This is a genomic window from uncultured Kriegella sp., from assembly GCF_963975415.1.
Taxonomy (GTDB): domain Bacteria; phylum Bacteroidota; class Bacteroidia; order Flavobacteriales; family Flavobacteriaceae; genus Kriegella.
Genome location: NZ_CAXBGN010000001.1, coordinates 424,095 through 446,465 on the forward strand (window position 1 = coordinate 424,095; position 22,371 = coordinate 446,465).

A 22,371-nucleotide genomic window follows, 5' to 3' on the forward strand; every position below is an offset into this window, starting at 1 on the left:
AGATTTACCGTTTATCTAAAAAAATGCCGTTCGTCTAAAAGTGGGATGTCGTACAACGATATAATATAATATTCCCGAAACTGCAGGGTTATTATAGTCCCAAATCTACCGATATCTATCGGAAAAAAACTAATAAAATGACTTGTTTAGAGTGTACTAAAGAACTCAGTTACCTTGATCATAAAAACGCCATAGATTCAATAGGTCTAGAGCTGTGCCCTAACCACCTCAAAAGGATGCAGAAGTTAATGGCGAGCAAGGGCACCCCTCTTGAAGCAATTCAATTATACTACGGACTTAAGGAAGAAGGTGTTAATGCCATGCTGGAATGGTGGGACGGAAAAAAATCTGTGGATATAGCGATATCAAGAGTGAAATTGAATATAGAAATAGATGCCACCTATGAAATGATGACCCATGAACAGGCCATGAACGACCTTGAGGAAACAATGCATTCTTTCAAAAATGGTTTCACGACTATCCGTATTCCACATGTATTGATCAAGCACTATCTAAAAGATACGGTCATGAATGTCATCGGTATCATGGATGGGCTCAAAGCGAACATTAAAGTAATTTAAAGATACAGGTATGGCTGCACAAGATAAAATTTTAAAGGTACCCCTTAGAATTTCTATGACCCTTCTTTTATTGGCAATGTTGGCCCAGATATTTGATTGGCCATATGCCAACAAAATGCTGCTGCTATGCTTTAGCCTGGTCGGAATATTGTATACGATTAGGTTTTGGAAAAAATTAGAGAAAAAGTTTATCGATTATGTAAAGGTTACGCTAGTCTTCTTTTGGTCAATCAACGGTATTTCGAGCATATTGGGCTTTCAACACACGGTTTATTTTCAGGCTGTCATTGGCTTTACATTTCTTATTTGGTTTATTATGGAAGGTACTGCCTACTTTCTAGATGAAGACAGAAAATCAAAAAATACTCAGTCAAAGATACTTTGGAATGTTTTCATGGTGGTTGGAACATTGGCTATAATAATCGGGAGTCTTTCAAACATGCTTAACTGGCAATTCTCCGTACCCTTGCTTGCCTTTGGAATTTTAACCGTAGCCATATACATTTTAAAAGATGTTTTCATCGTTTCCAAAATAGAGAAAGATGATAGAAATAACGAGGAATTTCAGTTGTAGCACAACTATTAATTTCAGACCATTTCTTAACATTTTTTTGGATTTCCTATATTCCGTACATGCCTATATTCTATTTCATATACTATCAAAGGGCAGTCGTTTTGCCTTCTTTCAAAAGTTCTTTTTTTATTCCTTCTAAAACATATGATTCTTGTATTTCTTTCTTTTTGGATGCAACGGTCTTAAGACAGGCATATTGAACAACGTTTATAATATTGGCTCCCGTTAGTGCGTACTTTTTGGCCAGATCTTCTAATGACATTGATTGTTGCAAGGGCACTTTTGCCGGAAAATTATTCTCCCATAGTCGAAGACGCTCTTTATAGCTCGGCAGTTCAAATTCAATAATCGACTGAAATCTTCTCGTAAAAGCCGTATCGATATTATTCTTGAAATTCGATGCTAAAATCACCAATCCCGGATGCGCCTCTATACGCTGTAATAAATAGGAAACCTCTTGATTGGCATATTTGTCGTGAGCATCGCGAACACTGGTGCGCTTGCCGAAAATAGCATCTGCCTCATCAAAAAATAAAATCCAATTTTTATTGGTGGCTTTATCGAACAGACTGGAAAGGTTTTTTTCGGTCTCACCAATATACTTGGAAACAACAACTGAAAGGTCGATGCGATACACGTCTTTGCCCGTATGCTTTCCCAAGAGACTTGCCGTTAAAGTTTTTCCAGTTCCAGGAGGCCCGTGGAACATGACCCTAAACCCTGGCTTTATCTTGTCTTTCATGTTCCAATCATTCAACAGGACATCATTATATTTTAACCAGATTTCCAACTCCTTTATTTCATCAAGCGTCCGTTGATTTAAAATAAGGTCGTCCCAATCCAATCCAGTTTCAATGGGACTAGCCGGGAAATTCGGACTCAAATGTGGTTTTATAACGATTCCCGTGCTCAACTTCGCAACATACTCCTCCTCCATTTGAAGCTTTCCGCTCATCAACGGTTCTCCTTTTGGAACGGTTTCTAAATACAATATGCCATTTTTGAACAGCTCAGATTTCCCTGTCATCAAGTTCGAATATTCCAATCTTTTCTCCATGTCGTTTCCGGCCAAAAGATATAATGCGGTTTCTCCCGTTGGAAGAATTCCCCGATGGTTTTTTCCTTTGGTTCCCCCAAATTCCGGGAAGTCCCCGCCTTTGGGCAAAAAGTCTGCCACCACTCCACTTAAAGCATTCGGACATACATGAGGTACCAGAGAAAGCAATACCAATAGGATCTCATCGTTCGTCAGCTTCATTTCGCTGATGAATTTTGCCAAATGCGATTGGTTCTTTGCTATGTCAAGCCTAGGAACAGGCAAGGGTTCTTGGGTCAGTTCTTTAGCCAGTCGGTAGGTTAGGTATTTTTCTAGATAATCAAAAAGCTGAGCAATCGAAAGCTCATTTTTTTTATTGGTTGCGGTATCGTTCATAAGCTGCTCTTAATTTGCTATCATATTTATTTTGTTTGTACCCTGGTCCGTTGTAACCATGGGCAAAATTGGCCCAATTCTTTTCTTTTAACCAATCGGTCAAGGTTTTACCCCTAAACCGGTTAACGGAAATGAATTTTCCGAATGCCAGTAAATGCTCCCTTTCATGCTCCTGCATTCTTGTAACAAATTCGTTTATCGAGGCATAGCCCAAGTTTTCATAATGGTAGCCCATAATTTGAAAGGCACCCCAAGAAGCCGCGCTGTGTGCGGCATCTGCCACATCTGGAAGGTCTGACATCTCCACGGCCTTTTTTAATCGGGTATATTCTCCCGACCCGCCTTTATAATTTTTACGCGTCCATTTTTCATACAACACATCTTCGGTTTGCCCATTAAGAAAGTCTTTGGCGTTTAAGCCCCTCTTATTTAATTCTCGCCAAAACACATGACCTTCAAAAAGAATGACCGCCCTACCATCGACCAAAAATCCTTTCCCCCTGCTTTCCACGGTGTTTACGGCTTTCACTGCAGCCAGCTCCAAATCATAACGATCAGCAAAATCTTGAAGGTCCTGTTCTGCCAATAATTTAGAGTTAAAATTGGTGAGGAGGTTTTTCTTTTCTACAAGTTTGGCCCAGGTCTTTAGCCCGACCAACCCATCAACGACCAAGTCATTTTCTTTCTGGAATTGCATTATAGCCTCATGGGTATCCCTTCCAAAAAATTGGGAAACATAGACCTCATACCCTAGGGTATTTAAAATTTCTTCAAGCAGAAATACTTCAGGGCCTCGGGAACGGTATTTTAGTGTTTTCATAATAAGTAGATTTAAAATGTAAGGAGGTACATCACCCTATTATACTGAACAACCGCTATTTATGCAATGAGCATTTAGGTGAAGACAAAAATAGCCATACTATTATAAGTTAAATTTTTTGTTGTATGGATGGCAAAATTTTCTTCATGAACCGTTCAGGTTGTTAGATTTTGTGCCTAAAACCGGAATAATATTTTATTGCCTTGCAACATTATCTCTTGTCATATTGGTATCGCAATGCCTTATTTTTGATCCTATTATTTGCATTTTTCAGGTCCTCGATAATGAATAAATCGTTTATATTTTTAAGTACACTTCCAGAATCTTCATACCCCTTTAAATACTGCTCTAACAATAACTTCCATTCTTTTAAAAAATCTTCTTCGGCTATTCTAACAATAGCAAGTGTATTAATTGCCTTTTCATGTCCCCCTGCAACTTTATAAAAATTTCCGCTAATGGTCAGCATCTGATTTTTATCCAAAGAAAAATACCAGCATGCTTCAAAATGATTAGACTTAAAATCAATTTGCCACTCTTTCTCCGTTCGTTCAAGAAGTGTTTTCAACATCTTGGAGAAGGGTACGATAATACAGGGAAGGTCTTCGGTATAACTTAGTCTAAATGGAATTCCATTCCAAAGTATCACGCAATACTCCTTATTATTCCCAAAAATACTTCCATACATTTTTGTAATATCATTAAAGGTGCGTTTCCCTTCAGCAACGCCCTCTACGAAACCGGCCTGAACTTTTAAAGTCGCAAGCTGCTTGTTTAGGATTCTGTACTCATGAACTTCTTCTATATTATTTGACATATAGTTCGCCATAACTATTTATTAACCCTTCAACCTGCTCTAATAACTCTAGTTTTCTCTGCTCCGTTCCGTCAGCTATTTGAATATTTCCTGCTTTAAAAGCCATAATAATTTGTTTTAACAGCGTATTCCATTCCCTTAGAAAAGAGGCTTTAGATAAGGTATATTCACCTTTGTTATTAAGTTCATCGGCATATGTTTGATATAAGTCTTCAAGGGCGCCAAAATGGGCTTTGACAGTAAGGTCGCCATCATGCCAATATAAGGCCATGGTAATTTCAAATAGTGGATTGGTCAGCCTTACTTTGGTCTCCCCTTGCTGTTCTTTTTGAAGCAACCAGGCCATGGCCAAAATAGCATCAAAATTATAATACAAATCTTCTTGATACCTCAATTGTATGGGAATCCCACCCCAGAACACATAGATGCTCTCCTCGTCTTTATGGAAGAGTTTTAGGAATACATCCTTTACCTGCTTAAATTCCTGAACGGGGGCGGTGTTGATTTTCGGATGTCCTAGTTGAATGGTGAGCATTTATAAATCGTATTTTTTTTGTAAATAACTTAAATATTTCTTCCTTTCATTTTTAAATATTTTTAATCCATCAAATAAATATGCCTTTAAAAAATAATCATCTGCTTTTTCGTTGTCTTTCATCTCAAATAAACATTGACCTATTCTTAAATTGATGAATGGATTTTTGTCACCCTCAACACAATAACTTGCATCATAAAAGTTTTTTAAAGCATATTCATAATTCTTGAGAGCGAAAAAACTATCCCCTATTGCCGTATACAACCATTTCGCAGCTTCCCATTCCGTTTTAGGATCTGGAACAATTGAAAGAGCCTCTTGGTATTGACCTATTGCTTCGGCGTATTTTCCTTCTTCAAAATAGCACTCACCTTTTAGACTTTTATCTTTAATTATATTGTAGGTTATATTTTCTAAGACTTTACCGCTCATTTGGATTTATATACTTTAAAATAATTCATGTCTTTTTCCCCTTTCCAAACCCTGCCATCAGATTTTTTATCTGCGATCTCAAAATATTTTTTAGCTTTTTTCGTCTCATTTTTTTTAACAAGAATTTTACCTAACATAAATTCGCTTTCTCCATAATCCCGACCAGGGTTAGAATCGTTGAATTTTTTTGCCCAAACTAACGCATTGTCATATTGTTCTGCATTAAAATAAACATGCGTTATATATTTAGAAATTAAGAAACTCTCTTTCCAATCTTCCTTTTTAGCAGGCAATATATCCCATGCCTCTTCTAAAATCAATATTGTTTGTTCAATATTTTTAGGATCAAAAATTCTCATGGCATTTTCAATTAAATCATCTATTTTTTTCTTCTTACTATCATCCAGATCTTTCATGCTTAATATTTTTCTAAAGTTAGATAAATTCTATCAAGAACCGTTAATTGGAGGTTGGTACCTACTAGACGTTTGACCGCCCAATGACCTATTATAGCCAAAATGTTGTAACTCATAATTGGATGAATCAGTCATCCATGCTCTAACTTCGGGACTTCTTGGACTCGATTCCCTACCTGGCCTAACAGGGGGGGGGCCAGGGTCGCCATCGTTCCAAAAGTCCACGGCATCAACTGGATGATGACCCATGTCAGCATCGTCTATATCAAACCATCCCTCTTCAATAGTTCCATCCGATCTTCTTATTGGTCCAAGGACCTCTTCCCTACCTGTTAGAGGGTTATCTCGTAGCCTACCTTCACTTCGCATTCTATCTTTCACTTCTATTCCGGTAGAAGAAGATTTTCTTGGAGTACTACCTAAATATTGCCTTCTCTTACTTCCGGATGTACTAGGATTTCGAAATCTACCAGTATCTTCATTAAGGCGCCTTCCACTTTCTATTTCTTGTCTAATTCTTGCATCATCAAAATCACCACTGGGATTAGCTTCTCTATATCGATCCCTAATTCTATCCATATTATCATCAAGAAGCCTTCTATCTCGATGGAATTTTTCAAATTCTTCACGGGTTATATTGCGGTCACCATTTGCAATTCTCTCTTCCATGTCACGAACACGAGGGCTAATTCGTTCTGTTTGCGCTTCTGTAAGTTCGTTGTAAATTCTCCTCTGCCCGTCAATAGCATCCGCATCATTTGGATTATTTCTTAGCCTTTCTTCATATCCTCTCAATTCAGCATCCATTTCAGGTCGAGTGTCCAAATCATCACCAAATTTTCCCCGTATTCTTTCACAATTACTGCAAATAGCACATTGTCCATCATCTAAGACTCTCGCTCTATGTCCTTCCGGCAGATCCATTTCAGCATTCACCCGGCGACCTTGAAAACTCCCTAGCGAATCACCATCTGGCGTCGTAGTTCTCACTCTTGCTGGACTATCGATATCCAGTCTACCAGATCTCCTAAAGAAACCGGTAATCTTATTCTTAAAGGTGATCAATCCTTGACGACCGGAACCCAATAACCTTCGCGCTCCCCGAACGGTGTGACCGGGCAAACTGGCAACAGACGATAAACCTTCCCTGGCACCATCAATTGTTTGTCTCGCAAAAGCGCCAGGAGATCTGGGTACATTTGCCATAAAGTCCCCGTTACTCATGCTTGGCCCCATTTTAACAGCTCCAATACCTTCAACCACGGCCATAGCACCCTGGAAGCCATCTGTCGTGTTTTGCTTCATTTGCTCGGCATTACCAAAAAGCTCCCTCGCCGTTTCGGCCGTTCCGGCATCATGCAGATTTTTGATATAGGCAAGACTGTTAAAGTAAACCGAAAGCAGACCTGACACGATGGCTCCCCACCCTGCATAGGTCATAACAGTGCCCATCCACCCGATTACAGGTGCAGTTATAGGGGATAATGTGCCCCAAGAAATAATGGTGAGGGCGATCATTAATGCCGTAATCATTCCTGCAATTCCCAAAATGGAGGAAAAAATCATTGCCAAGCCCGTTGAAATATCGGCAGCGACCTGCAAAAGATTTCCAAGAGGGTCAGCGGCCCATGCTTCTGCATTAAATATATTGGCAACGCCCGTAAATGTTTTTTCAAACCCTCCAACAACTCCTTGCAACGCCATGGCAGGATTTACCATTCCAAGGAGCATATCCCTACCCATTTGGAGAATATTAATATTCTTGATATCATCCGTGATGGATTCACCGACAAGACGCTCTGCAAGTTGTTGTTGCTGTTGCTGTGTGAGGAAATTCATGTTCTGATCGGCAATATCCAAAACACCACCTACCCTTTGGGTTCTCTGATTGTCTATTTCCTGGATTTCAGGAGCCCTGGGATCCGGTGGAGGTTGTTCACCTACACCTAGGGCATCTGCAGCGGCAGTTCCTACCGGACCAGCCACACCTTCCATACCTGCCCTGACAAGAGTACTCTGAGCGGAGGAAATTGCATTGTTTACCCCACTCAAATCAACCCTGGTCCTCGCGCCTTCTGTTGCATCCGTGCCATTATCAGGGGCAGAAGCAATCATGCTGTCCAATGCGGCCATCAAACCAGTTTTTTCTTCCTCTGTCATTTGACTTATGGACTGCTCCTGTTCTTCATCAGACATGGCACCCAGTTCGTAAAGCTGTTGTTCTTCTGGACTAACATCCGGTTGATCTTGTCCCTGTTCTTGCTCCTCTTGTATTCTTTGTTCGGCAGCCTCCTTACTTTCCAGGACGGCCATGCTATTGAGATATTCATCTTGCAAGGCGATGAGCTCCAATTCCATGACAATGGAAGCAGAGATAAGTTCCTCACCAGAAGCAGCCGTTTGCTGAGCATGTTGCCGAATTAAAGCCGGGCCTGGTCCTGCATTTTCTATGCTAGCGTTGCTCGCTTCATTCTGTGCCGTCATTTCTGCTGAACGACCATCAATTAATGCTATGGTTGCGTCGGTTTCCTGAATGGATGCTTGTGACTGTTCATTGTCTTGTGAAGCCACTTCGGCGTCTTGACCATATTGTCTCGCACGTTCGCCTGTTTGCGTAATAGCGTCATCCATAGATTGCGCGCCTTGTGCCGTTTGTTCCATTTCGCCGCTTTGCTGCTCCGCATCCGCCCTTGCATCAGGATCATCTGGAATTTCGCTTTGACTTTGAGTTGACTTTGAGCTTGCATCACTAGCAAGAGCCGAAGAATCACTTTTACCGCCATCGGCCTCTTGAGCCAAACCAGGTGCTTCGGCTGCTACAAATTGCTGGCGTTCTATGCTTTCATCCAAGGCCAATTTGGATTTTTCCGAAATTTCTTTCCGCTCCGCATTCTGATCTTCTATTTTCTGGGTTCCTTCTTTTGCCAGTGCTAAATCTTCACGCTGCTTTCCTAAAACCGCATCTAGGCCGTAGGCATGAATTTCCTTTTCGGCAGCATGGCGTATCATCTCATACCCTTTTCCCCTTAACATTTCCCCTATATAGCCGAGACCCCTCACCTGAGTATCAATACTAGCTTGCCTAGGGATTGCCTCGCCAGCACTGTCTACAGGCGCAATAACATTTGGATGCCGAAATGGTTGTGGTTCTTCAGGAATTTCGACTGACATGGCCATCTGCTCCGCTTGCAAAGATTGCTGCGCTGCCGCATCAGCCTGACCCATATTTGAAACTGCGGTTGGTACTTCGGTCGTTTCGCCTTCAGCTTCGCCTTCCCCTTCTTCGGAAAGCTGTTCATTCATCTGTTCTCTCTGTGCGCTAATTGTATCGAGAGCCTCAGCACCTCTATCTACTGGTGGTGTAGAAACACCTTCTGATTGTACTTCGCTCCTTTCCTGGCGGACTTCACCTCTGGGAGGATCCTGTTTTTTTCTTTTTTCATCATCGCTCAGGTCATCTTGGTCCTGGACATTCTCATCATTATTGATCTTAGAATTTGATTTGCCCTCAACTTCTGCCCCGTCATTCGGCCTTTCAGGATTTCCCTCTGGTGCAGCCACTTTTTCAGTTGGCACAAAACGCTGTACGGTCTCACCAGCTGCTCCTTGTTGCACGGTATGGGTCAATTCATGCGCGAGCAAATGTTTTCCGGATTCACTTTCAGGATTATACTTGCCTTCATTGAAATAGATATCACTGCCATGTGTAAAAGCATGAGCTCCCAACGCTTTATTCATATGTACCGCAGACGAATCGGTATGGATGTTAACATTACTGAAATCAGTTCCAAAACCACTACTCATTTCCCTTTGGGTAGCACTAGGCATAGCGGTTCCATTACCTTTTGAGGAAGCCAAAGAACTTTCAATGCTTTGGAATGATGAACTCTCAATAGAGTTTTTTCTTTGGATAGTGTTTACCTTGGTCTGAATAGGGGATTCTTCCTCTTTTTTATCGTCTTTTGTTGGACTAGGAAGTTGAATTAATCCTTCCGCAGCAGGAACGGTTTTTTCCCCTGCCTCTACAGATTTTTGTTCTTCAATAGAAACATTTTCTTCTAATTCTTTTTCCTTCGTAGCTGCTTCGGGAACAGGGGGAAGTTCTACACCCCCACTACCTTTCCGTTGAATTTGTTGCGTCTGAACATTTTCCTCTTCTTGACACTCAGCACATTTCTCTTGTACTCCTCCACTGAAATTATTTTGCCCTAGAGGTGTTATATCTTCTGAAAGCGATTTTTCCTGAATGGCTTCTTGCTGTGGTTGGGTTTGAATCGATGGTGATGGACTAAAAAATGAACTAGGTTGTTCATTTCCCCTTGCTACAACGGTCTCAGCGACCCGGTCGGCCTCTACTTCATAGACATCGCCCGGTTTTCCAATGTTCAGTTTGGGCTGTATAAAGGCATCACTCCCCTTGTCCCTCTGAAAAAGGGAAGAATTGCTGGGTTTGGCATTTGCCTTTTGCGCCGTTGCGAACATTATTTAGGGTTTAGGGTTTAGGGTTTAGGGTTTAGGGTTTAGGGTGAAAATTTAATTTTCATGAATACAATGACCACTTGCAGCTTATTGTTAATTGCTTATTACTCACTGTTTACTGCTTACTGTTCACTGTTCACTGTTTACTGCTCACTATCAACTCCATACACTTTAAACTAGCCATCAATAAACTAAACTACATAGGTTACAATTTTGGTAAAAACCACACCCACAACCTTGTTTTTAAAATGCCCTAGAGATATTTTTGAAACCCCTGTCTGGTAAAGCGACTGCATTACAAAAAGGTCTTTTTGACTAGCCAGTAGTAGTTCGAGTTCATCTTTTGATATTTGTCCACTAGCGAACAACAATGTCCATCGATGCAACTTTTCCCTAGATTCATCTAAAAATGCAGCTATCTCATTTTTAACCGTACTGCTTTCCTCCCCAAACTTCTCTTTGATCAGTTCCGATATTTCGGTTTTTAGTTCTTTAAATAATTTTTCCGATTCCATAGTTATTTTATTATAGGTTACTTAAAAAGGAAGTAATCGCATTACCAGATGCCTTACTTTTTTTATTTTCATAATCGATCATCAAATCAAATGCCTTGGATATTTGCGGACTAAATTGCTGTACGAATGCCGTACTCATTGTACCTTGATTTTCCCATGTGTTCAAAAACTGATGAAGTGCCGAATTATCTCGATTTAGATATTCCCACATTTTAAGGGTTATCTGGTTTTTGTCTTTGGCCCTTTCGTAAGTTACCATAGTCTGTAACTGTACTTTTAAATCATCTACAAGCGAGATATTATCGGAATAGGGCGTATTCGATTTTTGGACCAAATGTTCCGCCTTTGCCTTGGTATTCAAGGTTTCCGTAAAGGTATAGTGGTCGTAGATACTGCTCGCACAACCCGATAATACGGTCACCGAGATAAAAATGATGATAGTGTTCTTTAATTTCTTCATTGTTCTTGATTTTTCATTATTGTAATTAATTTTACAGTCATTCAGCAATGGAATTTTGCCCTCGGGTTTTACTTAAAAAGACGCCCTTACTTATTCCGCATGAACTTCCGGTTCTTCGCCCTTAGGTTTTATCTTTCCTCCTTTTTGCTGTATGGTATGTGTTAGCTCGTGCGCCAATAGGTGCTGGCCTTCCTTGGAGTTCGGGTTGTACCTGCCCTCGTTGAAATAGATATCCTTTCCATGGGTAAACGCCTGTGCGCCTAGTTCTTTGCTCATTTGTACAGCATTGTCATCGGTATGAATTCGGATGCCGCTAAAATCGACTCCAAAGCGTGTTTCCATTTGCTGTCGAACCTTAGCTTCCATTTTATTTCCGCTACCTTTACTTTGCTTTAGGCGATTTTCTAAAGATGGCGTAGATTTCGATTTACTGTTGGGTTTGGTCTGGACAGCTTCCTCTTCCTCCATTTGCTGAACGGGTTCCTCCTCTTCCATCATTTGGACTGGCTCTTCTTCCTCTTCGGACTGGGTTTGAACCTCCTCTTCCTCTTCCGCCATTTGCGCGGGTTCTTCTTCTTCAGACTGCGTTTGCACTTCTTCTTCCTCCTGTTGTTGTACAGGTTCGTCCTCTTCCATTCTTCGAACAGAATCTTTTTCCAGTAGCCCCTCTCGCTGCACGGTAGATACCGAATCGACCAACGGTTTTTGTTGCATTTCTTCTTCCGTACCGCCCCTCTTTTGAACCGCTTGCGAAGATTGGGTGTTATGAACCACTTTATCTGCAACGGCATCGGCCTCCATTTCATACGCATCCCCTGGCCGACCGATCTTTAGCTTTTGCTGTACGGGTGGCTTAAAGAACATTTCGTTCCCCGAAACTTGTTTTGGGGGCAATCTTCGATACCTTTTTCTCATGGCCTTTTACTTTAATATTATCCTGTCTTTGTCTCTACCATAGCATCACACAGGTATTTCCCGTGCTTTCTTTATAGTATAAACGTATGTTCACAATGTATTTTTTCCCCTTGATCAACTTGAATTTTATATAGGAATTTCTATCTTCACCACTATCGTCATCCCCCGATAGGTAGACATTTTCCCCGTTAATTTCTTCAGAAAGTATCATTACCGTATCCATAGTCCCAAAAGTGGAAATGGTATAGGTGCGCGTTTCTTCTGGTTCAAATTCTAAATTGATCTGTCCCCCAACATCCAAAGAAATTATTTCGGAGTGAAATGGTTTAAGCTCCAAAAACGTCCTTTTATCCATTTTTGGATAAAATTGTTTTACCCAAGCAATATCCCTTGACGACAGCCCTTCTTCAGGAGACAAACCGTTCTTATATTCAGCTGGGGACTTAATCATACCGGGGCCAAATGGATAATGCATAATAGAATCCGGGTCCCAACTTGAGCCTTGTACGGCATCAGGTTCTATTTTTCGGATGATGTTATGAAATGTCTTTTCCCTCGACCATGAATTCGGAGGTTTGGCCAAGGCGGTATACACGGCTTCCTCATCCCAAACGATACCCGCATTGGGATTCTGATGTTCATGCGGAAAACCCATAGCATGGCCAATCTCATGCAAAACGGTATCTTGATCATTTAAAATATTCCATCCAAAATTCATGGTACGTTGTTCTTTGGGTATCCCCCACGAATCACGACCAACATAAGACCATGAGCCTTCTCCCTTTCCAAAACCAATGCGCACATGAGCTTCAAGTCTATCGGTAGTCTCCTCGAATTCCAACCCTATGCCCTGATCTTTCCATTTTTTAAAAGCATTGCGAACTACATCTTTTTCACCAGAACTCCCTTTCCAAGGAATTTTTACTTGGTTGCCACCACTATCTATGGCGGTTGTGAAAAATGAATCATCGCTAAAAAGAAAATATTTGAGTTTGGTTCCGTTCACCCATTTCTTTTCCAACATAATAATCGCCTCCATTCTGGAAGGATTCATTGCCATGGCGAAGTTTCTGAGTGGCATCTCAGGCAAATTGCAATAGTGAATCTCGCTTTGTTCTTTCATGATTTTACGTTATAAAAATTAATAATCCGTTACTTGGCTTTTTGATTTTGTTGTTCAACTTTATGTTTCTTTGAGGTCGTTGACTTTTAGGTCACCAATCCGTAAAAATTATTTTCTTCTTCCAAGTGAGCTTGCACAAACCAATGCCCCATGGTAGTTTTTCCAATAGAATATCTTGGGTTTTTCGCTCTACTATTACCTTCGGGTTGTCCTCGTTTAAAATAAGTTTCCCCGGTCTTTGTAAATACTCGTTGCGTAATAGATCAATGGAGGTATTCCCTAAAGCTTGCCAATTGGCCACTACTGCCCGCAGCATTTCTTCGGCGTGTATTTTCAAATCAGAAGCCAATAGAATATTTCTGTTTATCGGCTGGTCAATAGGGATGTTGCACAAGAATTTCTCAAAGACCATGCGGTGCTCGAATTGCATTTCGTTCTTTGTGGCGATATACTGTAAGAGATGCGCTGCAGTCTCGGGGTCGCTTATTTTATTGCCTTCAAGCAATTCGCAATTCAAAAACAACTGCTTTAAATACGGATGCAAAAGGATTAATCCAGCATTTTCAACGTAAAGTTCCGATGAAGTTTTATCCGTTTCGAATTCCTCTAATTGTACGTCGTGCTTATCGACTTCTAACATATGATCATTTTCGTCCGTTTTTTCAAAACGCCAATTTTTAAGGGGCTCTTGCTCGTCATGTTCAATTTGTTCCTTTTCGTAATCTTGCGCTGGCTTTTTGGTCTGCGGCATATCAAGTGAAATAGAATTCGTTAGTTCCTTGTTCAAGGCCTCCAATACTTTAACAGTAGTTTTTATATCGACCAGTTGCACTACTTTTGATTCAATCGATTCCGCTTTAAATTTTTCAGGAAACTTTTGGGCAATGCTCTTCATTAAAAACAACAACTTGTTCTTCAAGGTAGCCTGATCAACATTCAATAACTGACAAAATATGATGTCCCACAAGACCAGTCTTTGTTCTAGAAATGATAAGCCGTGGGCCGCTATTTTTTTTGGTAGGATAACAAGGCTGTTGATGGCTTCGGCCGTTGTTATGCTTAGCCTATCACCGTCAGCACCCAACAAACATTGCTGACAAATATCGGACAGTTGTTCATCGCTTAATTGTTTGATGAACCGCTCCCTAAAACGATCGTTTAGTAAACGCTGCTTTAGTTTTGGAGCAAAATCCCGTGAAACCAAAAGTGTTTCAAAGGCTGTTTCATCCTGAAATATTTCCATAGTTTTTGGATCGCTCCACCACGGCAGCATACCCGTTTCAAAAAAATGGAAGAAGGTATCCTCAGCTCGTTTTTCAGAACTTGAAATGTTTTTTTTAATGTTTGTCCTTCTTTTCTTTTCCAACTCATTTTCGATGCCCCGCTTGATCGCTTCTTTTAAATCGGTATAATCTAACGAAGCTCCAAAAGAAAGATCTATGCCTATTTTTTCAATTTGTAGATCGCCTTTGGAGGGCAAAGTTTTTTGAAATGCATCAAAATAGGCTTCCAAATAAGGGAAAACCTTTTCTTTAAGGAACACATCAAGATTATCTTTGAGATGATACGCCGTTTCTATCGAATTGGTGTTGACCTCAAGGAAAACCTTGTTTATGATGTGTTTCCCGTTTTGCATTAGCTATATTAGTTTTTCCCTTTTGACAATTACAAAATGGTTATTCAAGGTAGGTGTATCAGCGTCTACCCTATTGGCTATATATTCCGTTCCAAAGTTTTTGTAGCTTTCTGAAAAGGAAATAGATTGATCTTTAAATTGTCTTTTTATCTGTATCGTTCCTTCCAAAAGCGCTTTAATCTCTGAAGATGATGAAAGCTGGTCCTCGTTCTGACATCCTAGCACATTATAAAAGAGCTGCAGCTGTGTTTCAAAAATTTGTAGGGCCCTGACTCCTTCTTCCGTACGCGTCCCAACTTCCATAATTACCGCGCTTGTGGTTTCCAACGGTTGCTGGAACAATTTTTGAAGGTCTCCGTTTTTCTTTCCAGAGCTATAGTCTTCCAAATTATTCAAAACCTCTTGGTACTGTTCTAGGGCATTTGTCCAAAGGGGCTGGATAATGTTAGACCCCTGCATGTTCAGACGTCTCAACATCTCATTATCCGCATCAACCTTAGCCGTAGTCTCTTCTGTACAATTGGCTTCGACCCCGTCTCTTTCCACGGTAATCGTACGAGGCCCATCAAGATGGGATCCGCAAGATTCGCTTCTGGCCTCAAGGCTTACCACAAAAATCCTAGGGGAGTTAGCATTTAACGGTATGCGGAGTGCCAATCTATTCGCCCTATTCGTAATTTCGCCATTTACCGTCCAGATATAGGAACTGGCATTTTCAGAGGTATTTGACAGCACCAGTTGGCCATCTACCTGTTCTCCTGAGAAAATGGCCTTCGGCATCGGATTGATGGTCAGGGTTTCGATAGTAGAAATACCATTGACCGTAAAACCAATGGGCGTATCGAATTTGGCGAACGCAGCGGGATCTATTTTAATAACTTCCTTCTCAATAGTAAGTCCTTCAATTTTTTCCGTGGTAGCCACAAGTGCATCTCCGGGCGTCACTGAAAATCCGACCTCGATCTCGACATCACCCAAACACACTTGCTTCTCTTTTAGAGCAAAGGAGGCAAAGCCAGTTTCAACGGTAATAGTGCGAGGACCGTCGATATCGGAGCCGCAAGATTCACTTCTGGCCTGAAGACTGACCACGAAAGTTCTCGGGGAGTCAACATTTACCGGTATACTGAATCCTAATCTATTGGCCCTATTGGTAATTTTTCCATTTACCGTCCAAATATAGGAACTGGCATTTTCCGATATGTTGGCCAACTCTAGAACCTCACCGACTTGATCGGCAGTGAATATGGCCTTGGGTATGGGATTAACGGTCAGGGTTTCGGTAGTAGAAATACCATTGACCGTAAAACCGATGGGGGTACCGAATTTATCGAACGAAACGGGGTCTATTTTTATAACTTCCTTTTCAATGGTAAGTCCCTTAAATTCTTCCGTTGTAGCAACAAGTGCATCTCCGGGCGTTACTGAAAAACCGACCTCGATCCCGACATCACCCAAACATACCTGATTTTCTTTAAGGGCGAATGAACCAAAACTGATATCTTTTGTTTCGGTCGTACTGCATTTGCCATTGGTAACCGTAAGTGAGACCGTAACCGTATTTTCTTCGTTGACCGGTAAACTATACAAATGCTCGGGATTTTTGTCGGTATTGTTATCAGGTAGGGTGTCATCCCCAAAATCCCAGAAATAAGTGGCATTTTCGGGAAGTTCATCTCCCTGTACCGTAAAGTTTACTCGTGCAACCGTATTATCTTTAAAAAGCCTTGGTTCTGATGCAGTAAAATCAAAGACGGGTTTTCTAAAAACGGTTATTTTGGCATCGGTAAATTGCCCGTTTACCGTAAACTTGATCTCCTGACCCAAAAGTTCTTCGCTTAGCAACGAAGCATCGAAGAAGAACTTACCATCGGTTTGCACCACGCCTCCAATAAGGCCGTCACCAACGTCTGCCGCCACGATTCCATCAACAGGCGACACTTCGAAAGGTAGCGGAGTAGTATCCTCATTCAGACAAACAAAATCTTGCGGTAAACGAAGTGACACAGTAGTCTTAGGTACGATAAAAGCAACTGGCGAGCAGTCAGAGCAACAGATATAGGGCAGGGCAAAATCGGCCACGACTGTATTTTCGGTTACATTGGCTGTCGGTCTGAGAAGCAACTCATCACGCAGATTAATATCAATCAATCCAATATCCCGAATATCAATGCCTACCTTGGGATCAAGTTTTGAAATGTCAATTTTTTCTTTTCCGACATTCGTAGTTAATGTACCACGTTCGAAAACATTTTTAATGGAGTCTATGGAAACGTTAGTACTAGAAATAAGATCAGTCAACCCGGTCACCGCTCTTGTGGCCACAGTTCTTCCTTTATACACCATGACGAAAGTGCCCCCTGGTTCCACACCTGCCTTATGCTCCAGTCCCGAGTGTTTTTCCACAAATTTTGAAAGCAACTTAAGTTCAAGTATTTTTCTCTTCCGCTCTTGGACTTCGGCCAGTAAAACCTTCATTTTTTCAGCAGCGCAACAATTTACCGATAGCTGGTTCAAGAGCAGGGCATACTGTTCTTCATAACCCTTACGGACATAACTGCTCTCTTTATTGAACAAAAGGCTGGTCATACTTTTCTTAAAAGTCTCGACCCTATCGCATAAATTTCTTACCGTGATATCGTATCGGTCTATTCTGTCGAATGTTATTTCCGAAACATTGTTCGGAATATCACGAGTTGCCACTTTGGTATAGGCCAATATTTCATAGGGCTGTTCAAGGGCCACTTTGCGCACCTCTTTGTCCCAATTAGCAATTTCAGGATCTTTGTCAATCTCCGTTTTAACAATGGCTGCAATATCTACTGCCGAACCTTCGGATTTTTCCTTTAGGGCCTTTTCCACGAAATTTCCTAACACATCTTCATCGGTCTTTAGGTTATCCTCGATTACCGTATCACGCTTATAGATTAGGTTTTGAAAATTTATCTTTAGCGCCGCAGTATCTAATTTAAGGTCACCAAGCAATTTGGTTCGCGGTTCTAGCAGCGAACCTATGGTACCCGTATTTGTGGACTTGCTACCTGTAGCACTGGTTGCTTTGGCGCTAGCGGCGGCAGGTGCACCAGAAACCTTACGGACGTCTTGAAGCGTGTAATATTTGTGGATTCCAGGATCCTTTAGACTAAAACCCGAGAAGAATCCGGAGATGCTGGCGTTAAGGCAGTCCTGTTCCGCCCTCCATGCCTTTAAAACGGCGTTCAAATCTTCGAATTCACATTCATAATCAGAGGTATCGATGCTATCCAAGGATTCATCGATACTCAAAACCTTGATTTCAAAGGGGAGGTTTTTTTCCGTCTTTATAGCATCAAGATCTGCCAGGGCAGTTCGGTAATCTTTGCCCAAATGACCTTCGATCCTATAAAAGTCATTTGTACAAATATCATAGTCAAGCGGATTCTGAACGGCATCGCGTTCCGACAAGTTAGCGGTTCTGTATCCTAAATTTTCTCCTGAGGCAAATTTGTTGGTCTTTTCATGGTTCCAATGCTCGACAAGGCTCGAAGTGGTGGCAAAATAATAAGGAATAGAGCGGTCGCCCAACGCCTTATCGCACTTTTTCGACGGTGTTACTTTTATCGAAGTTGTTGATTGTGGAATGCCATATTCCGTAACCATATAATGAAATCGTAGCAACAAGGCCCGTATCTTTTCAAGCTTCTCTTTTCCATGTGGAATAATAGGCGATGGATAAAAACTGTGCCTGTATTGCAAATAGCTTTCTACAGGTTCCAATTCGGCCAATAGCAGGTGTTTCGGAAAAGCGTCTACATCAGGACAGCATACTGCCCTGACATCAAAGATCAGACATTTGATTTCTTTGTAGGTATCCAATAAATCCAATAAAACATCATAACGGTATTGGATATCCAGCGGAACATTTTTCGCATTAAAATTATATAGTTCATCAATTTTTTTATTGATGTTGGCGCTTTTTATTCCCAAGGAATCTGTTTCCAACAATCTTGCAAAGTCGGTAAAAAGTTTGTTCACCCCGTTTTTTAACTGTGCCAATACGCCGGTTTCCTGAATAACTTTTCTGTAGCTTTCCTTTAACCGTATATAATCGGCCGTATTCGAGTTTTGCGATATTACCTCTTCCCCATTGGCATTGGTGATATAGCTGTTTTGGAGGATGACCCTTTTGATATCGATTTCAGGTAAATCGATGTATTTTTTTGTATTGTTGTGCTTATCGAATATGGGATCGTTGTCGACATTGCTGATCCGTCTTGCATTTTCTTTGGAAATCAACAATATTCTGACCTTGGCGGCCTGCTCTTCACCTTGGGCATCACAATCGGTCGAGGTACAGGGCGTTTCTTCGGTCGCATAATATTCTACATAAAGCACGGCAACCATAGTAGCGAGGTTCGAAACGGTATCGAGAGATTCGACACCACTGACCTGAGCCTCATCATCCGTCATAAGTTCCAAAAGTGGAATCCCTGTAAAACGATCATATTTGGCTTGGGTATCCTCGAAAACCCGTGCGTTTGTGAAAACGGCCCCTTTAAAGGAAACCAAATCCCCATCGGTAGTCAGCGCACAACCCTTGGTCACCTCAATGGAGGTTTCTTCATTATATCTCACCTGCAATCCACATACGATACCCACCCCGCTGAGGCATATGCGTGACAAGCGGTCTTGACGTTCAAAATGATCCACAACATCGTTCAGCTGAGAAGCCGTGAGCACCTGATCAGATACAAATCTCCTATATGCGGGTTCTTTTCCTTCCTTATTCAATTGTGTTGTCGCCATGATATTACTCTTTAAGGTTGCCCATATTTGTTCTACCCAATATTATTTTATTTCCTTTGGTCTCCGTATCGTCATTATCGCAATCGTGCAGCTTTCCCGATCGGTAGATACTATGTATGCCGTTCAGGCATGGAATAAGCGCTGCGAGCGTATTTCTATAGGTGGCTATTTCATCGGAATTGGGGGTTCCGTCCCCGCATTTCAGTTGCAACTGCTCTAAAAAAAGTCTGTATTTTTCCTGAATTTCAAGCATGTCGTTTTCGCTGTCGGGAACTACACCCCTGACATGTCCGACCCAACATATTTTCGCCAATATGTGGGCCGGAAGTTCTTCCCGAATAATTCTTTCCATATAATTTCTAAAATCGGTGTTGAAAAATCGAAGGGACCATCCCGGAAGAATTATGGAAACCCTGAATGAATAGGGGTCCAATGGACCACAGGTCTCACAGTCCCCGTCGAGACAAGAAGGCATAAAAGTTTCCGCAGGAGCATCAGGAAGGTCATTTTTTGAAGGAAGGTTTTCGCCCTCCTCACTTGAAGTATTATAGGTGTCGGGCCGCAATAAAATATGCTCGACAAGATACATGCCCTCTTGATTGGCACTGAGATCCTTCAAATACGCAACGATTTCATCCCGTTTTTGAATAGATGTTTCTTCCGCAGCGGTATAGGCGATTTTTCGAGCCACGATCCGATCTTCACTTTCAATATCCTGAACAGCAGGGTTTACTATGTTGAAGTAGGTTCTACCGTTTTTGGTCTTTTTCAGATCGTAATTGGCTGTATCCTTTGCCAATTCGAAAGATAGAAAAAGCTCCTCAAAGGCATCGGTCAGCGAATGGTAGTGTTTGCTAGAAGATAGTAAAATAGCATCCCCGTTTGTGATCCTCCAACGATATTCCGTAATATTGTCCTCGACTTTATCGGTTTCGTCGTAAACCTCCATCGCATCGGTCAAAAGATTTCTGCGGCTATAATCGGAAACTCCCGTAAGCCTGGCAATTCTTTTTTGTGCACCTGATACATTTTCGGTGTCCCACACGGTGGGGTCGCAATAATTGAATCCTGCCCCCCTCTCACAGCTTATTTCCTGGTATTCTTCGACGAACTTGGTCTTTGCCTTTAAAATCCGGTGTTTCGAATTGCCTTCACCATAGATCATTTTCATTATAAAAGTATAATCACTGAACTTTTCCGCAAACCGCGCAATGAGGTGATCTAAAAATTGATTTCTCCTATCATAAAAAGTACGGTCTTCCCCACCTTCCGAATTGTCTTTTAGGGTGTTACTGAGCCCTACCAAAGTTTCATCATAAGAGGCGGTATCCAATAACGTATCAATATCCGTTATATCAGGAACACCTTGTGTAAAGTAGGTCTGCTTTTCGATTGCTGTGAGCTCGGAAAGCGCATTTACAGTGTACAACTTTCTTAGGTTATCATCGACCGATAGCAAATCTTTTGCCTTTGAAAGATGTGCAAAATAATTCGCCAATACCTGATCAAAAAACAATAGGTATGCCTTTAATTGTTTGGCCTTTGCTCTTCTTTCCTTGCTCGCGCGACCTGGTAGTCCGACTTCGGAAATACCGTAGGTTTCAGGAAAATCGTTTTGTATGGTAGTGTATTCGCCCGCATCGGAGAAAGTACCCAATGGAAAGGAAACATCTTCAGTCGAAATTGAGGACAATTGCTCTTTTTCTTCCTGTTCCAACTCATCCAGAATTTGTGACACCCGTGTTTCATTCACTCCGATAGGTAGCAGTCCCTTACTAAAGTTAAAAACGCTTTGGCTACAATCTGAACATTCTTCATCTTCAACTTTCCAACACAGCACAGGTTTGTGATTGGGTTTCACACAAATAATCCATGGATCTTGTGCTTCCCCGTTCTCGCCGCATGTTTTTATCGAAATGTCCTTAATGGTCAGGACACCTTCAATTTTCATAATAAGTTGTATGATATCCGAAAGTCGTACCTGGGTTCTCAAGTCTGCGGCCTTAAGGTCTTCGTTGTCGACAAAACCTCCTTGAAAATTATCCGGTTCGATACAACCTCCGACAAACGGAACCGGACCTTCAAAGATTTGGTCTGTTGTATATCCCTTATCATACATTTGCTGTAACGAATAAAAAGGAACCGAAGGCGAAAGGTAATCGCCAACAGCTTTGATAATCAAGGCTTGTATGCGTTCTTCGTCTGCATCAGGGGCAACATCCAAATACACGCAGATGTTTAGGTGTTGCTCAGGAATTTCGCAGATGTTCACAAGATCTTCGCAAAGATTTCTATTTTGATGATAGATTTCCCTCACCCTCTTAAAAACTACTTCGGGGTCTTTAACGTTTTCCTCAAGATCCAGATATATATCGTTCAACCCCTGAAGTGCAAATTCCTTTTGGTCCTTTTTATCTATTTCGAAGGGAGTGTACGACATAGTGTGATTCTTGCAATTGAGGTATACTTTTCTGTCGTGTTTAAGTATCCAAGCGTTTTTCACCTCTTTCAAATGCACAAACAACTTGCGATAATCTAGTGCAGTCACTGGTTTTGAAGGAAGTATGTTTACAGCCGAAATAAACTGCTGATGCATTTTAGCGAAATTGTCGGTTTCCGAGGCCAACAGATTTTCTATGGGCATCTCCATACGCTGGGAAAGATCGGTAATGGCATAACATAGCATTTCCAGCATGGTAATGCCAGGATCGTGTACATTGTAATCCGTCCAAATCTTGCTACCCATATTTTCAAGATAGGTAATGCCCGCCTGGCGCAAAAAGTCGAAATCCAAATCGTCTTTGGTAGCAATATTCTTCGGTATGGTAATCGTTTCGCTCATATACTTATC

At 41.4% G+C, this 22,371-nt stretch carries 16 protein-coding genes; 2 read left to right on the top strand and 14 right to left on the bottom strand.

Annotated features, from left to right (window positions below; genetic code table 11):
• The first annotated feature begins 137 nt into the window (after window positions 1-137).
• Both AACZ88_RS01740 and AACZ88_RS01745 read left to right on the top strand, forming a co-directional pair.
• Window positions 138-581 carry a hypothetical protein gene (locus AACZ88_RS01740; RefSeq protein ID WP_339705283.1) on the top strand — a complete coding sequence of 148 codons (444 nt, stop codon included), beginning with the start codon at window positions 138-140 and terminating at the stop codon, window positions 579-581.
• A 10-nt stretch (window positions 582-591) separates the two neighbouring features.
• Complete coding sequence (locus AACZ88_RS01745; protein ID WP_339705286.1) at window positions 592-1,155, top strand: hypothetical protein; 564 nt, start codon at window positions 592-594, stop codon at window positions 1,153-1,155.
• 85 nt (window positions 1,156-1,240) lie between these two features.
• Here AACZ88_RS01745 and AACZ88_RS01750 read toward each other — a convergent pair whose 3' ends face one another.
• The 14 genes from AACZ88_RS01750 to AACZ88_RS01815 all read right to left on the bottom strand — a co-directional run bounded on the left by AACZ88_RS01750 (window position 1,241) and on the right by AACZ88_RS01815 (window position 22,362).
• Window positions 1,241-2,587 carry an ATP-binding protein gene (locus AACZ88_RS01750; protein WP_339705289.1) on the bottom strand — a complete coding sequence of 449 codons (1,347 nt, stop codon included), beginning with the start codon at window positions 2,585-2,587 and terminating at the stop codon, window positions 1,241-1,243.
• On the bottom strand, window positions 2,565-3,407 hold the full coding sequence (locus AACZ88_RS01755; RefSeq protein ID WP_339705292.1) for an N-acetylmuramidase family protein: 843 nt from the start codon (window positions 3,405-3,407) through the stop codon (window positions 2,565-2,567). The genes AACZ88_RS01750 and AACZ88_RS01755 overlap by 23 nt, the downstream gene beginning before the upstream one ends.
• Before the next feature lie 211 nt (window positions 3,408-3,618).
• Complete coding sequence (locus AACZ88_RS01760; RefSeq protein WP_339705294.1) at window positions 3,619-4,236, bottom strand: hypothetical protein; 618 nt, start codon at window positions 4,234-4,236, stop codon at window positions 3,619-3,621.
• Window positions 4,214-4,759, bottom strand: a complete 546-nt coding sequence (locus AACZ88_RS01765) for a hypothetical protein (RefSeq protein ID WP_339705296.1) — start codon at window positions 4,757-4,759, stop codon at window positions 4,214-4,216. Before AACZ88_RS01765 ends, AACZ88_RS01760 begins: the two co-directional genes overlap by 23 nt.
• A complete protein-coding gene (locus AACZ88_RS01770) occupies window positions 4,760-5,191 on the bottom strand; it encodes a tetratricopeptide repeat protein (RefSeq protein ID WP_339705298.1) in 432 nt (143 codons plus the stop codon). It abuts the gene before it with no gap.
• A complete protein-coding gene (locus AACZ88_RS01775) occupies window positions 5,188-5,607 on the bottom strand; it encodes a hypothetical protein (protein ID WP_339705301.1) in 420 nt (139 codons plus the stop codon). The genes AACZ88_RS01770 and AACZ88_RS01775 overlap by 4 nt, the downstream gene beginning before the upstream one ends.
• 33 nt (window positions 5,608-5,640) lie before the next feature.
• Entirely contained in the window at window positions 5,641-10,089 is a 4,449-nt protein-coding gene (locus tag AACZ88_RS01780) for a DUF4157 domain-containing protein (protein ID WP_339705304.1), read from the bottom strand.
• Window positions 10,090-10,277: 188 nt separating this feature from the next.
• A complete protein-coding gene (locus AACZ88_RS01785) occupies window positions 10,278-10,601 on the bottom strand; it encodes a hypothetical protein (RefSeq protein WP_339705307.1) in 324 nt (107 codons plus the stop codon).
• A gap of 10 nt (window positions 10,602-10,611) precedes the next feature.
• Complete coding sequence (locus AACZ88_RS01790; RefSeq protein WP_339705310.1) at window positions 10,612-11,061, bottom strand: hypothetical protein; 450 nt, start codon at window positions 11,059-11,061, stop codon at window positions 10,612-10,614.
• Between the two features lie 90 nt (window positions 11,062-11,151).
• A complete protein-coding gene (locus tag AACZ88_RS01795) occupies window positions 11,152-11,976 on the bottom strand; it encodes a DUF4157 domain-containing protein (RefSeq protein WP_339705313.1) in 825 nt (274 codons plus the stop codon).
• Between the two features lie 34 nt (window positions 11,977-12,010).
• Window positions 12,011-13,099 carry a M12 family metallopeptidase gene (locus AACZ88_RS01800; RefSeq protein ID WP_339705316.1) on the bottom strand — a complete coding sequence of 363 codons (1,089 nt, stop codon included), beginning with the start codon at window positions 13,097-13,099 and terminating at the stop codon, window positions 12,011-12,013.
• Between the two features lie 91 nt (window positions 13,100-13,190).
• Window positions 13,191-14,735, bottom strand: coding sequence for a contractile injection system tape measure protein (locus AACZ88_RS01805; RefSeq protein WP_339705319.1), 1,545 nt, complete (start codon window positions 14,733-14,735; stop codon window positions 13,191-13,193).
• Window positions 14,736-14,738: 3 nt separating this feature from the next.
• On the bottom strand, window positions 14,739-19,520 hold the full coding sequence (locus AACZ88_RS01810; RefSeq protein ID WP_339705321.1) for a PKD domain-containing protein: 4,782 nt from the start codon (window positions 19,518-19,520) through the stop codon (window positions 14,739-14,741).
• Between the two features lie 4 nt (window positions 19,521-19,524).
• Window positions 19,525-22,362 (bottom strand): hypothetical protein, encoded by a 2,838-nt coding sequence (locus tag AACZ88_RS01815; RefSeq protein WP_339705324.1) that lies wholly within the window; start codon window positions 22,360-22,362, stop codon window positions 19,525-19,527.
• Between the last annotated feature and the right edge of the window lie 9 nt (window positions 22,363-22,371).